This window comes from Paenibacillus wuxiensis, from assembly GCF_040195695.1.
GTDB classification, from domain to species: domain Bacteria; phylum Bacillota; class Bacilli; order Paenibacillales; family Paenibacillaceae; genus Paenibacillus_B; species Paenibacillus_B suaedae.
Map to the genome: position 1 here is coordinate 210,633 of NZ_JBEFZI010000001.1, position 13,615 is coordinate 224,247.

13 protein-coding genes are annotated in these 13,615 nt (G+C 47.2%); 5 read left to right on the forward strand and 8 right to left on the reverse strand.

All coding sequences use genetic code 11. From position 1 onward, the window contains the following. Nucleotides 1–24: 24 nt before the first annotated feature. Entirely contained in the window at nucleotides 25–1,011 is a 987-nt protein-coding gene (gene msrA / locus ABN764_RS00900) for a peptide-methionine (S)-S-oxide reductase MsrA (protein WP_028533149.1), read from the reverse strand. A 111-nt stretch (nucleotides 1,012–1,122) separates the two neighbouring features. Here msrA and ABN764_RS00905 point away from each other — a divergent pair, with 111 nt between their 5' ends. Then, nucleotides 1,123–1,260, forward strand: a complete 138-nt coding sequence (locus tag ABN764_RS00905) for a hypothetical protein (protein WP_155987322.1) — start codon at nucleotides 1,123–1,125, stop codon at nucleotides 1,258–1,260. A gap of 140 nt (nucleotides 1,261–1,400) precedes the next feature. Beyond that, nucleotides 1,401–2,123, forward strand: coding sequence for a TerC family protein (locus tag ABN764_RS00910; RefSeq protein ID WP_174809164.1), 723 nt, complete (start codon nucleotides 1,401–1,403; stop codon nucleotides 2,121–2,123). Nucleotides 2,124–2,202: 79 nt separating this feature from the next. Here the strand turns inward: ABN764_RS00910 and ABN764_RS00915 are convergent, their stop codons facing one another. After that, nucleotides 2,203–3,501, reverse strand: coding sequence for an alpha-glucosidase/alpha-galactosidase (locus tag ABN764_RS00915; RefSeq protein ID WP_446670689.1), 1,299 nt, complete (start codon nucleotides 3,499–3,501; stop codon nucleotides 2,203–2,205). A gap of 176 nt (nucleotides 3,502–3,677) precedes the next feature. On the opposite strand from ABN764_RS00915, the gene ABN764_RS00920 reads away from it, so the two are divergent. Then, complete coding sequence (locus tag ABN764_RS00920) at nucleotides 3,678–4,550, forward strand: AraC family transcriptional regulator (RefSeq protein WP_446670690.1); 873 nt, start codon at nucleotides 3,678–3,680, stop codon at nucleotides 4,548–4,550. Nucleotides 4,551–4,626: 76 nt separating this feature from the next. On the opposite strand, the gene ABN764_RS00925 is transcribed toward ABN764_RS00920, so the two are convergent. The 6 genes from ABN764_RS00925 to ABN764_RS00950 form a co-directional block, all read right to left on the reverse strand. Then, complete coding sequence (locus ABN764_RS00925) at nucleotides 4,627–4,800, reverse strand: hypothetical protein (RefSeq protein WP_174809167.1); 174 nt, start codon at nucleotides 4,798–4,800, stop codon at nucleotides 4,627–4,629. A gap of 540 nt (nucleotides 4,801–5,340) precedes the next feature. Beyond that, nucleotides 5,341–6,741 carry a Na+/H+ antiporter NhaC gene (gene nhaC / locus ABN764_RS00930; RefSeq protein WP_446670691.1) on the reverse strand — a complete coding sequence of 467 codons (1,401 nt, stop codon included), beginning with the start codon at nucleotides 6,739–6,741 and terminating at the stop codon, nucleotides 5,341–5,343. 290 nt (nucleotides 6,742–7,031) lie between these two features. Further along, nucleotides 7,032–8,039, reverse strand: coding sequence for a LacI family DNA-binding transcriptional regulator (locus ABN764_RS00935; protein ID WP_065291924.1), 1,008 nt, complete (start codon nucleotides 8,037–8,039; stop codon nucleotides 7,032–7,034). Nucleotides 8,040–8,316: 277 nt separating this feature from the next. Then, a complete protein-coding gene (locus ABN764_RS00940) occupies nucleotides 8,317–9,441 on the reverse strand; it encodes a GNAT family N-acetyltransferase (RefSeq protein WP_268623268.1) in 1,125 nt (374 codons plus the stop codon). A gap of 28 nt (nucleotides 9,442–9,469) precedes the next feature. Further along, a complete protein-coding gene (rbsK, locus tag ABN764_RS00945; RefSeq protein ID WP_174809170.1) occupies nucleotides 9,470–10,390 on the reverse strand; it encodes a ribokinase in 921 nt (306 codons plus the stop codon). 123 nt (nucleotides 10,391–10,513) lie between these two features. Beyond that, nucleotides 10,514–11,776, reverse strand: coding sequence for a CapA family protein (locus tag ABN764_RS00950; RefSeq protein ID WP_174809171.1), 1,263 nt, complete (start codon nucleotides 11,774–11,776; stop codon nucleotides 10,514–10,516). Between the two features lie 230 nt (nucleotides 11,777–12,006). Here ABN764_RS00950 and ABN764_RS00955 point away from each other — a divergent pair, with 230 nt between their 5' ends. Further along, a complete protein-coding gene (locus ABN764_RS00955; RefSeq protein ID WP_021253034.1) occupies nucleotides 12,007–12,381 on the forward strand; it encodes a winged helix-turn-helix transcriptional regulator in 375 nt (124 codons plus the stop codon). 178 nt (nucleotides 12,382–12,559) lie between these two features. Then, nucleotides 12,560–13,420, forward strand: coding sequence for a DegV family protein (locus tag ABN764_RS00960; RefSeq protein ID WP_021253033.1), 861 nt, complete (start codon nucleotides 12,560–12,562; stop codon nucleotides 13,418–13,420). Nucleotides 13,421–13,615: the final 195 nt, after the last annotated feature.

Here is a 13,615-nt window from a genome sequence, read left to right on the forward strand (position 1 = left end):
TTTGGGCCTTCGTACTAGAGAATCCTAGTTGTGCGAGAAAATGGATGCGAATTCCCCATATCCTTCTTGCTCCAGCTTCTCCTTCGGAATGAACCGCAGGGCTGCAGAGTTAATGCAATAACGAAGTCCTGTTGAGGTAGGGCCATCATCGAATACATGTCCCAAATGGGAGTCGGCCAGTTTGCTCCTTACTTCCACACGAACCATGCCGTGAGAAGTGTCCAGCTTATTCTCCACATGATTGGAACGAAGCGGCTTCGAGAAGCTTGGCCAGCCGCAGCCTGCATCGAACTTGTCCAACGAACTGAAGAGCGGCTCACCAGATACGATATCCACATAGATTCCTTCTGCTTCGTGGTTCCAGTATTCATTGGAAAAAGGGGGCTCTGTGCCATTCTGCTGGGTTACCCGATACTGGATTGGCGTCAGCTTCCCTTGAAGGGCTGTACGCTCTTCATCGGAGACTCCCCAATGATTCACGATGAAGGCATCTCTGCCCGATGCGGAGCGATAGCGCTTGTAATGGGCTGGATTCTTCTGATGATAGTTTTGATGATGCTCTTCTGCTGGGTAGAACGTGCCAGCGGGAACGATCTCAGTAGCGATTGGTTTATCGAATCTACCGCTCTGCTCCAATTCTTGCTTGGATTGCAGTGCAAGCTGATGTTGTTCCTCATTGTGATAGAAGACAGCTGTTCGATAAGACGAACCGCGATCATGGAACTGTCCGCCTTCATCTGTAGGATCAATTTGCTGCCAGAATAGCTCGAGCAGCTTCTTATAAGGGAATAGAGCAGGGTCGAATGTAATTTGGACGGCTTCGGCATGCCCGGTTGTCTCTGAGCATACTTCTTCGTATGTAGGACTGTCAGTGTGTCCTCCTGTATAGCCAGACACAATCGAATGGATGCCAGGAAGCTCTTCGAACGGCGTGACCATGCACCAGAAGCAGCCACCGGCAAAGGTTGCTTTTTCAAGTGAAGGATGATGATTGGATAGTTCTTTGCTCACGATGGGGAAGCCTCCTTATGATTAAATACGTATATCTTCATCATACCCAATTGTTATCATTCGAACAACGCTAGATCTGTAATAGAGCGAGAAAATAGAGAGAAATGATGGTTGAACAATTCGATTACCGGTGTTATGATTAGTTCACTGAAAAAACGAATACTCCAAAGGGGAGTAGCTAGCACAGTAACCGTCGTCATTACGGGATACGCCACAACGCGCATCCTCGGCGCTACTGGCAACGTATAACGTTGTTTGCGAGACCTTTGCCACGATGGTTGCGTTGGTGAAGGTCTCTTTCTGATCGGAACGCCGTTACCACGATCGTGGTAGCGGCGTTCATGTTTTTTACAGTATTTATACATACTAATGTCAAGGGGGAACTATCAATGGAGCTATTTTCATTAGAGTTCTGGACCACGCTGCTGTCCATTGTCGTCATTGACTTGGTGTTAGCAGGAGATAACGCGATTGTTATCGGTCTAGCGGCTCGCAACCTACCGAAGCAAGATCAGAAGAAGGTCATCATCTTCGGTACGATCGGAGCAGTAATCATTCGAGCACTGGCCACTTTAGGGGTTGTATGGCTGCTCAAAATTCCGTTCTTGCTCGTGATTGGCGGAGCCGTGCTCATATGGATTGCGATCAAGCTCATGGTCGAAGAAAAAGAGCATAATGTGCAGGCGGGAGGCAGCTTCTGGGCGGCAGTTCGAACGATTATTATTGCGGATGCAGCGATGGGGCTCGATAATGTGCTGGCTGTAGCGGGTGCGGCGAATGGACATGGATTGCTAGTCGTACTGGGACTTGCAATTTCCGTCCCTATTGTCGTGTGGGGAAGCACAATTGTACTGAAATTCATCGAGCGCTACCCGATCATTATTATCATCGGATCAGCGGTGCTAGCGTGGACCGCAGCAAAAATGTTCGTCGGTGAGTTCATGAAGTTCGATTCGCTAGCCGGTCTCTTCTCGAATCCATTCATCAAGTATGGATTTGAGATCGCACTGGTGATCGTTGTCGTGGCAGCTGGACTGTCCATTAAACGAGGCCAGCAGGCCAAGAAAGCAGCGCAGGCATCACAAGTGCATAAACGTGCACAAGGGGAATAATGAACGGTCATCAAGATATAGCAGTAGAAAAAGCGGTACAGTTGTCGATCAACTGTACCGCTTTTGCATGAGTTCTTCCCTATACGAACTTCGGAAGCCAATCTCCGTGAGCCTCGATCAGATCATCGCATAAGGAGACGATATCATCCAGACTAAGCTCTGCTGCCGTATGCGGATCGAGCATGGCCGCGTGGTAGATGTGCTCCTTCTTCCCTGTAATTGCAGCTTCGATCGTAAGAAGCTGAGTATTGATATTCGTGAGGTTCAACGCTGCAAGCTGTGGCGGCAGATCGCCAACATAGGTAGGCGTAACTCCGTTGCGATCAACGAAGCATGGAACCTCAACACATGCATTGCGCGGCAAATTGGTGATAAGTCCTGTATTCATAACGTTACCACCTAGTTTGAATGGGGTTCCTGTTTCCATAGCATCGAAAATATATGAGGCATATTCATGGGTACGGTGGTGTTCGATATGCTGGTTATTGACGAGCTGTTCACGCATATTTTTCCAACCTTCAATTTGGTTGATGCAGCGTCGAGGGTATTCATCCAGAGGAATGTTATACTTCTCGATCAGTTCTGGATACTGTTTCTTAATGAAGTATGGATGGTATTCAGCGTTATGCTCGGAGGATTCCGTCACGTAATAGCCGAATTTGAACATAAGTTCGTAACGTACCATGTCGGTGTGCTTTGTCTTTTGTTTCTCCAAGGCAAGGCGTTTAATTTCTGGATATAAGTCCTCGCCGTTGCGAGTTACCTCGAGCAGCCACGCCATGTGATTAATGCCTGCAATCTTCGCACTTACACCTTCACTGTCGATGCCAAGATCATGGAACAGCCAAGGTACGCATACTTGAACACTATGACAGAGTCCTACTGTTTTGATCCCGCCGTATGTGTTCATCACATTGGTCAACACGGCCATTGGATTTGTATAGTTCAGGAACCAAGCATCTGGGCATACTTCCTGCATATCTTTGGCGAAATCAAGCATGACAGGGATCGTTCTCAGATTGCGGAAGATACCCCCAATTCCGAGCGTATCTGCAATGGTTTGGCGAAGGCCATACTTCTTCGGAATTTCGAAGTCTGTAATTGTACATGGATCGTACCCGCCAACTTGAATCGCATTCACTACATATTTAGCGCCGCGCAGTGCCTCTTTGCGGTCTGTGTAGGCAACAACTCGGCAGGTGCTGCCAGTCGTTCCAAGCATGTTGGTCAACATGCTTTCGGAATCACGAAGACGCTCGTGGTCAATATCGAACAAGGCAAGCTCAAATCCTTGCAGTGATGGACTGAGCATGCAGTCACCTAATACGTTTTTGGCAAATACGGTGCTTCCTGCTCCGAGAAATGTAATTTTACTCATATATCTTGTCTCCTTTCGTTCCGAGCTGCTGTCATGAAATGTAAGGGAACATCGGCATGGTGTGATGCAACTTGGAAATGATTGTTGTACAATTAATGTATCTGAATCGATTAAGGCTTGGTATGGGGAAAACGAATGTGAATATGGAGGATTGTTGTCAGTTAGGAGGGAACCGGATGGGTGAACGAGCAAATCTCGCAATTAATGAAGCACCTTCCAAGGGAGAACTGTCCGTATTGTTCTGCGGCCAATCAATCACGGAACCTCTGCACCACGTAGGTCCTAGCGTTCATGATTACGGGATCGTGCATTGTGTACAGTCTGGCAGAGGGAAATTTACGATTAGAGGGGTTGCCTATGAAGTTGGGGCAGGAGAGAGCTTCTTCATCTTCCCGGGGGAGCTTCATCATTATGTAGCTGATGAAGCAGATCCTTGGCAGTACCGCTGGATAGGATATCGCGGCAGCGGTGTCGAACAGCTGTTGGCGATAATCGGCATTGGGCCGCATGCACCAATTGTTCAAGGCTATCGCATACATCGAGTAGAAGCGTTGTTCCGGAATGTATATAAAGCACTTCAAATCGGAGGCAGTGCTGGGGACATGGAAGCTGAGGGCTATATGCGTGTTGTTCTTGCTGAATATGCACGTACTACTGACAAAGGTTCTGATGCGAATAACGATGATAAACGCTCCGATATCGAACGTCAGGTAGAACAAGCAGCTCGCTGGCTGTCGCTGCAGTTTGATAAATCCATATCCATAGACGAACTTGCACATACGCTAGGCTATCACCGCACCTATTTATCGAAGATGTTCCGCAAACAAATGGGGGAATCGCCTATGCAGTTTTTGCTGCGCATCCGGATGGAGCGCGCCAAAACATTGCTGATGACGACAAGGTTAACAATCGAGCAAATTGCTGCGGCTGTCGGCTACGAAGATGCTCTTTATTTCTCGAAATTGTATAAAAAATGGTATTCACACTCTCCTTCCTCACATCGAACTGAGATGCAGAGTGGAAAGCCGTCAGGGTGTCTATATTTTTGAATGCGCTTTCGTGATGGGATCCATAAAAAAGCATCCCACACAGCCTCTGCTGAATGGGATGCTTGTAGTACGTTCGTTACATGAGAAAATAAAGTGCGGTAATGACTACCGCTGACAGGATAATAAACCATATCATATGCTTCAAATCCCGATTAAGAACCTGTATATCTGTTTTCAATGCTTGCTCTTTGCCGGAAGGCCCGCTCTCTTGCTTCATTTGTTTCTCCGTGTTCGTGTTCGATGTCGTCATTGTTATTCTCCTCGTCTGTAAGTGATTGTTGAGTTGTACAGGCGAGGGGACGAGCCACGAACCTAGAAGTGAATTTGAGAGGCCTCAAGAATTGACTGCGCAGTAAAATCATATACGGCGTATCAAATCTGTAACTGGGAAGTCGGCTCCTCAAGAGGGCGATCGCGATATAGAGAATGAATAAGATGAACCATAAAGGCATGGAAAAATGCTTAATAGACTGAACCTGATGAATGCCTACTACAGAGCTTACATGCTCGGGATACGTAAATGCGGATTCATCAGGATGCATGAACATCGTTTCATTCGAAGCAAGAGGGGTAAGTGCTGTACATACGATAGCAAGCACACTAAGTACAAGCAATATATACCTTGGCATACGGGCATGTATAAGGCGCATCTTATCCCTTCCTTTCTGTCTATAATCCATGACTAGTTAAGAAGACAGTATCATAACTGGATTGGAAGAAGCAATAGGGTCTTCTGTATCCTACCGCTTAGTCATCATCTCGTTGCGACTGATGACCTGCAATGAAGTTGCTATTGTGAATTACCGAGTGTCACACGTTTTAACCCGGGCAATAGTGCAAAAGCAAATGTAACCAGTGGGGATACCCACAGGAAGAAAGCATATGGCATGTAATCCAGTACGGTAAGACCAAGCGCGCTTGTCATCATTGCACCGCTGACCCCCCAAGGAATAAGCGGATTCACTAATGTTCCGCAATCCTCCAATGTACGAGATAAGGTGAGTCGTGGAATGCCGCGCTTATCATATTCGGATTCGAACAATTGGCCCGGAATCAGAATCGACATGTATTGTTCACCTGTAATCATGTTCACCCCGATTGAACTAAGTCCGCTTGTGACAACAAGTCCTTCCTTGGTCTTTACAGGTGCAATCAGACGATTGAACATCGTTTCAATGATGCCTGCATGCTGCAGCAATCCTCCCAGAGCGAAGGCAATCGCAATGAGCGATATTGCCCAAGTCATAGACTGAAGGCCACCTCGGTTCACGATACGGCTTACTTCCTCCATCTGGAATGACCCTTGGAATCCTCCCTGCATCACTTCCATCCATTGTGGAACATTTACGTCTCCTTGAATGAGCGCAGTAACTAGCAGACCCGATCCAATACCGAGCAGCATCGTAATGATGATTGGCAATCGCTTAAATGCAGCGATAAGCACGACAGCAAGCGGCAGTAAAGTTAGCGGATGAATATGAAATACACTGCGGATATCCTGCTGCATCGACAGCAATTGATCCATATTGGATTGAGCGGAAGAACCGAAAAATAAAAAGGCGATGCAGGTAATAAGAAATGCGGGTACGGTCGTCTTCGTCATGTTGCGAATATGATCAGGCATACTGACACGTGCAACGGCAGATGCGAAATTCGTCGTATCGGAGAGCGGAGACATCTTATCCCCGAAGCAGGCACCAGACACGACTGCCCCTGCTACGATTGCGGGATGGACGCCCATGGAATCCGACATGCCTATCAAGGCTACGCCGAATGTTCCGACTGTCGTCACTGAGCTGCCGACGAACATCGAGACGATAACCGTAAGCAGCAGAGCGCTAATCGTGAACCATTGAGGCTGAAACCAGGAGGTTCCATATACGAGTAGCGTAGGAACTGTCCCGCTCATCATCCATACTGCAATCAGGATTCCGATAAGAGATAGGAGCAAGGCAGGCATAACAGAAGCTTGAAGTCCCTTAATCAATGCTCGTTCTACTAGATTCCACGATTGTCCGAACAGCAAGAGCAGACAGCCTGTAGCAACAGTTGCTGTTAGCAGTGGGATGTGCGGCTGTGCACCCCATCCAAGTATTGTAAGCAGTAAAATGGCGATGATGACCGCAAAGATGGTAACACTCTGCACGAAGCGGAGTGGCTGCTTGACTGATTGTTCATCATTCGTATTCATAGTTATTCAACTCCTTGATGGTAACGTTTTTAGTATGTAAAGATCGGATAGATGCTTTTACACTTACACGCTTTTATGCATAAAAGCAAAAGAAGCGTCAATGTTTCTATTCTAGTACGCTTGATTTACTAGGTCTACAGGTAAGAATATACATTCGAGTCGGAGAAAGAGGCAAGGAACACGATTGGGCAGCTTCGTGGTATTCACTGGACAAAAAAGAACGGCCTGTTCTGAACAGGGATGAAATCCCGTTCGAGTAGGCCGTGAACGTGCTCGAGCTTATTATGGTTCTATAGCTGTCGTACAGATTGCCGCATGTGGACTTGGCAGGGTAAAATAATTCGGCGGGAGGCTTGATCCCGATCCTTGATTCGCTCAAGCAGCAGCTGCATTCCGGTCTCTCCAAATTGATATGCAGGCTGTGAAGCAACAGAAAAGAACGGATTCGCTTCTTCTACCCACCCAAAATCGTCAAAGCAAGCGATCGAGATATCATCCGGAACTCGCAGTCCGACATGATTCAGCGCCGTAAAGATAGAGAGCGCAAGCATGTTGTTGGCAGCAAAGATAGCCGTAGGGCGAGATTGCGGCTCCAATTCCGTCCAATGAGATAAATCGAGCGCATCCCGATCATGTAAATAGCCCATCTGCATGCATAGTTGTTCGTCAAATGGGATGCCGGCTTCCTGCAAGGCGGCGATATAGCCTGCTTTGCGCTCCCTGGCGGTCGATACTTCTTCAGACCCGTTCAATAGGGCAATCCGTCGATGTCCATACCGAATTAATTCACTGACCATCTGTTTGGCACCGCCACGACTATCCCCGAGTACTGCATCACAATCGATCCCTGGAACCTCACGATCAAGCAGCACGAACGGGACATTTTGTCTTGTCAGCCATTCCAGATGTTCTTTGGATTGGTCTCCACTGGGCGCAAATAGGACACCATCCACCCGCATGGACAGTATCATTTGAACATAGTCTTTTTCCTTCACTAAGCTCTCATCACTATTGCCGAACATAAGACGATATCCATGCTGCATGGCGGCATCTTCTGCTCCACGGGCCATTGTTGTGAAGAATGGGTTTGTGATATCTGTAATAAGTAGAGATAATATTTTGCTCTCTTGGGTGACGAGACAGCGAGCAACCGAATTTGGTATGTACTGCATCTCTTCCATCACTTGCTTAACTTTGGTTCGGGTCTTTTCGCTGACCCTGCCTGTATTATTAATGACGCGTGATACGGTCATTGCGGAGACGTTGGCTTGTCTCGCAATATCATAAATGGTAGCCATATGAAAATGCTCCTATTATACAAATTAAAAGAAGGCTGCATCGGGATGTGGATACTTGGAAGTATAAGGGGTAATCATTTCTAGGATTCACCTTCTGATTATATCCTACTACTTTTGTTCATTGTATGCGAAAATTCAGGTTCACATCAAGAGGAAAGCTTGGGGCAAGGCGAAACAGTGTGGAACTTTGTATACTTCAAAAGTAAAAGCGCACTAATTTTAGTGCGCTTTGAAGCAGTACAACTGCGATAGAAGAAATGATGATGAGAACATTAAGTTATACGTAAAAAAGTCCGATCGTATAAGGAAGTGGTATTGTGATCTTCAATTGCTCGGCAGAAGGCCATTCAGGAGGGAGAATGTCAGTTGCCTTCGGATCGAATAGCAGGGAGAACAATTGACTCTCAGTAAGTTCAACTGACGCTGCATCTGGATACTCAAGGCGAACATTACCGCCTTCAAGCTCCGTAACTTGAATATGCACGGCCAGCGCCCCTTGATCACTCCACCAGTTCTGCATATAGCGGAATAGTCGCTCCATGCTCGGAACATACAACGTCCCTTGGTTTGGCTCCTCTTCCGAAGAATAGCCGCGCAGACAAGTGCTGACTTCCGTATCCTGCCATGGTACGTACAGTTGGGAAGCAGTGATTTGCTTCTGTTTCATTACAAGCTGCAGCAAGTATGTAACCTCTTCAGCGGCGCCGCCATACTCATAAACACGTGGTGCAGCATCCTGCTGTTTGGCAGAAGGGAACAGGATATAGATGTATGCAGTAATGTGACCGTTGCGTTCCAGTACGTATACCTTAGGCTTCATCATGACGCAGGAAGCGAATGCACCGCCATGCTCAAGTCCGTGCATATCCCATAAGCTTAAGTCAAAAGCAGCTTCTCGTTGCTGCGCAAGTTCATACCAAGCAAAACAGTCATTCTCAGTAAGAACGCGAGCTGTAACACCCGCTTCTTCAGCAACATTTGCATCTGCAGTAACCGTATAAATCTGTGTTTGACCGAAGGGATAACAACGATTGCGAGTATAGAGCGATCGTCCTCCGGACACGAACATCATCACTCCGCCTGTAGAAGCAACATGATCTTGAACCTTGTGCAGCAGATCCGTACCGAATCCTTTGCCGCGAGCAGCCTCGGATGTGCATACCGAGCCGAGTGAGAATACAGGTAGTCGAGATCGTCCGATACGGACAACTGATGGAAGCAATCCCATATGTGCGAGCAGTTCCCCGTCCTCAAACGCACCAAATGAGTGAGCGGTAATAGGGGAGAACAAGTACGAAAAACTATGTGCCATCGACATCTGCTTTTCATTGCGAAACACGTCATCAGACAATCTGGCTGCAGCATCATAATCAAGTGCCTGCAGCATGCGAATCGTTGCCATATATTGCTTCCTCCTTATAAATGGGCTATTACTCTTGGTGCTGCGCGATCCAATGCGTCAATTGCTCTCGAGTCGGCATTCCTCCCTGCGCGCCGAATACGGTCACAGACAATGCCCCTGCGGCTGTCGCGAACGGAATTGCTTCCTCCATAGAGCGGCCTTCCGCAAGCATTACGGCCAGAGCGCCGTTGAATGTGTCACCAGCTCCCGTAGTATCAACAACGTTGACCCGGTGGCTTGGACTATGGTGAAGTTGTCCCTTGGCGTCTGACCAATAGGCTCCATCAGCCCCTTTGGTTAACACGATTTTACCTGGCATCGCTTGCAGAGCAGATTGCCAATCGAAGGCGCCTGCCTGAACCGCTTGCCCGAGAAGCTCGGCAAGCTCATACTCATTCGGCGTGAGCACAGTGACTTGGCTGAGCAATTGATGATCCAGTTCCATTGCTGGTGCTGGATTAAGGATGACAGGGATTGCTGACTCAGCCGCGATCTCGATGGCAGCTCGTACCGAAGGAAGAGGAATTTCAAGCTGCAGAACGATGATGTCCGATTGGCGAATGACATCGGCGTGTTTGCGAACTCGTTCAGCTGTTACCTGTGCATTTGCACCCGGTACAACAATAATGCGATTATCTCCATCCTTCACAATAATGGAAGCGGTTCCTGAAGATACATCACGAAGTACTTCAACAGCTTCAGTATGTATGCCTTCACGATTCAAGTTATCTAACATCATTGTGCCGAATGTGTCATTACCGACACATCCGATGAAGCTGACATCAGCCCCTAGACGTGCGCAGGCTACCGCTTGGTTGGCGCCCTTCCCTCCGTACATGGTCGCGAACGATTGACCAGTTACCGTTTCACCTTGTGCTGGCACTGTGGAGGTGACCGTTACGAGATCCATGTTCAAGCTTCCGATGATTGTTATTTTTGGCTGTGTCACATTACATCTTCCTTCCTCTTGCTTGCTGTGTATGCTGCGGCATTATGCCTTACATACAATAAGACGCGAATCCTGCGTACAGGTTCGCGTCTTATGACCGAGATGTCGGCATATCTAGCATGGTTAGCGTGTTGGCGGAGCAGTTGCGCGCCCATTTGCCTTCACTGCATCCCGTACCTGTTTGCCGTCCATTTTAACATCAAACGAGATGGATTCCAAATACTTTAATTGCTTTCGATCATAAGCCTCATCTTTCTTAATTATTTGGTCTTTATAGATGAAGTAAGGGGTGAAGTGCATTGAGATATCTCCTTGATCCAGCGTTAGATTCAACAGCCCTGTATCCGCTTTGTCTCCTCGCACATAATCTGGAAATAAGAAGTTGCCGATCGAATAAGCAATTGGCTTGCCCTTATAAAATTCGAATCCCTGCAGAACATGGACATGACTGCCGATGATGGCATCTGCACCAGCATCAATGATTTCACGTGCATAGGTACGCTGCCATGGTTCTGGACGATGACTTTTCTCAACCCCCCAATGGAGATACACAAGCAAGTAATCACAGTCTTTACGTTCTCTTTTGATAACAGGGAGAACACTTGATTTATTATATGCTTCCGCAATTCCTGGGCGCTTCTCTCCGGCGAACCAATACGTTTGAGGGATAAATCGGGAGAAGGCGAGGATCTTAATTGTTTGACCCTTAATCTTCACCGTATGCGCCCGATACGCTTCTTCTTTATTTCTTCCGCCGCCTACATAGGGGATGTCATATTGCTCCAAGTATGATAGTGTGTCGAGAAATCCCTTCTGTTTAAAATCGAGGGTGTGATTGTTAGCGATCGTAACCAGATCAAACCCGGTATTTTTAATTCCTTGCAAGGATTCCGGATCGGACTTGAAATTATACAGTTGATTCGTATCCTTCTCGGTATGGTGTGTGATAGCGGTCTCCAGATTTACAACTGCAAAATCGGCGCTGCTGACCTCGTCCTTGACGTATTCAAATGGATAATCAGGTCCTTTTTTGCGAATGGTTTCCTTGACGGACCAATCCATGAGTGCATCTCCTGCAAAGACAATTCGGATGGGATCATGCGAAGGAGGCAACACAAATTTACTTGATTCGTCCTTTGCTGCAATGTTCTTCTTTTTTTGCTCGTGATTTGGCTCCAGTGGGGACGTAGGAGTCACACTTTCATTAGGTGGAGAAACCAAATCAGACTGGTTCTCTACAGTGCGCATGGCCACTGTCAGCGCGAGCATGCAGCCAAGGCCGATAATTACCAGCAATCCCACCCCGGCTAATTGCTTCAGTTTGCGCGCCCTCTGCTTCTTTATGCGGGCATGCCGCTCTTTCCTGCTCTCGCGATATGAATTCAATGGAAGCCTCCTCAGCTCTGCAAGTACCCGATATTTTCGGATTAAATAAATAATGGATTGTAAGTTTTCACCATACTATTATAATGATCGTACGTACCAAAAAAGTTGCAGATTCTTTGCAAGTCCATTAAATTTTGTAATAAATGATGTCAGTCGCGTTTTCTTTTCGAATCAGCTATGGTAAAATAAATATGCTTACATTTTGTAAGTATAGAAGGAGGGATGAACGGATGCAATCAGATCAGTTGGGAATGTGTCCCCGATTCGAAGCGGCATTCTGCATTTTGGGAAAGCGTTGGAACGGGCTGCTTATTCAGGTGCTATTGAGCGGGCCGAAGCGCTTTAAGGATATTTCCGCACTCATTCCTACCATGAGCGACAAAATGTTGAGTGAACGCATGAAAGACATGGAAGCGGCAGGGATTGTAGTTCGTAATGTGTATCCAGAGACGCCTGTACGCATTGAATATACGCTTACGGACAAAGGATTGGCTCTGCAGCCAGTAATGGAAGCCATAGGGCAGTGGGCGGAGCAGTGGGTGAACGAATCAATCGGATGCTGCGATGAGACTAGCTCTACCTTACAGCATTCGGATCAAGAATAATGCGCAGTGGACAGCTCATCGGATGCCGAGCCTAACTTGACAGCAGGTTAGTGCTCGGCATTTTTGCTGTGTCCACAAGATTGCCTACTTTTTGACGTTGTAAACGTATGGACAAGCTCGTATAATTAAGCGGAATGAGCGATACTAACTTACTTTTACTTTAGGACAGGAGAATGACATGACCATTCACATCATTACGGACGGAAGTTCAGACTTGACTCCAGAGATCGTCCAGCAGTTCGGCATCCATGTAGTACCTCTATATGTACGTTTCGGACAAGAGGTGCTGACCTCTGATATGGATACCGCTCAATTCTATGGGCGTATGCGAGAGGAGGAGGATCTGCCGAAGACATCCAGTCCGTCGCCAGCTGATTTCTACCATATGTATCAATCGCTTGGCACTGATAAAGATATATTGGTCCTTTCCTTGACCTCTAGCTTAAGCAGCACTTACAATCATGCATTAATGGCAAAGACGATGTACGAGGAAGAAGGTCATCCGAACCGGATTGAAGTTATAGATACGAAGACAGCATCTGCTGGCCTTGGCTTGCTTGCCGTGCGTGCGGCACAGCTAGCTGGAGCGGGGAAGACACTTGATGAGGTTGCTTATACCGTGAGCCACCAAGTGAAGCACACTCGCACGTACTTCACCCTGGATACCCTCGATAATGTCATTCGTGGCGGACGCTTGGGCAAGTTCAAGGGCACGGTCGCTTCTATGTTGAACATCAAGCTGCTCATGGAGGCAAGCGAAGAGGGTTCCATAGAGGTGATGGAGAAGATACGAGGCACACAGAAAACGCTCCGCCGACTGATTGAGAAGGTTGGGGACGCATGGAACCATGTTGACAAAGAGTGGATTGCCTTTGCACATTCCAATTGTGAAGAGCGGGCCAAGGCCTTTATGAAGGAATTGCTCGACAAATATCACTTCGATCAAGTTCTGTTCGTGAATATGGGCCCAGTCATCGGCACCTATGCAGGTGAAGGCGGGGTACTCATCACGTATCAAGAACTGCCACAGACAACGTAAATATTTCCAACATATGATTTATTGAAGGAACACATCGATAAGCTCCCGTCTTAAGAAGCGGGAGCTTTGTTCTGTTGTGTTCATTGTATGGAGAGATTCAGCTCTACTGAATCTGCGTACATAGGCATTCAGGTGGATAGTTCGTTTCTAGATTAAAAGAAGTTTATGTTATGATGGAAACAAGAAAGCAACAAA

Bases quoted from the DNA above. Each gene is read 5' to 3' on its own strand.
- nhaC (WP_446670691.1), bottom strand. From the start codon at position 6,741: ATGAATACGAATGATGAACAATCAGTCAAGCAGCCACTCCGCTTCGTG.
- ABN764_RS00920 (WP_446670690.1), top strand. From the start codon at position 3,678: ATGGGTGAACGAGCAAATCTCGCAATTAATGAAGCACCTTCCAAGGGA.
- ABN764_RS00960 (WP_021253033.1), top strand. From the start codon at position 12,560: ATGACCATTCACATCATTACGGACGGAAGTTCAGACTTGACTCCAGAG.
- ABN764_RS00925 (WP_174809167.1), bottom strand. From the start codon at position 4,800: ATGACGACATCGAACACGAACACGGAGAAACAAATGAAGCAAGAGAGC.
- ABN764_RS00935 (WP_065291924.1), bottom strand. From the start codon at position 8,039: ATGGCTACCATTTATGATATTGCGAGACAAGCCAACGTCTCCGCAATG.
- ABN764_RS00955 (WP_021253034.1), top strand. From the start codon at position 12,007: ATGCAATCAGATCAGTTGGGAATGTGTCCCCGATTCGAAGCGGCATTC.
- ABN764_RS00915 (WP_446670689.1), bottom strand. From the start codon at position 3,501: ATGAGTAAAATTACATTTCTCGGAGCAGGAAGCACCGTATTTGCCAAA.
- ABN764_RS00940 (WP_268623268.1), bottom strand. From the start codon at position 9,441: ATGGCAACGATTCGCATGCTGCAGGCACTTGATTATGATGCTGCAGCC.
- ABN764_RS00910 (WP_174809164.1), top strand. From the start codon at position 1,401: ATGGAGCTATTTTCATTAGAGTTCTGGACCACGCTGCTGTCCATTGTC.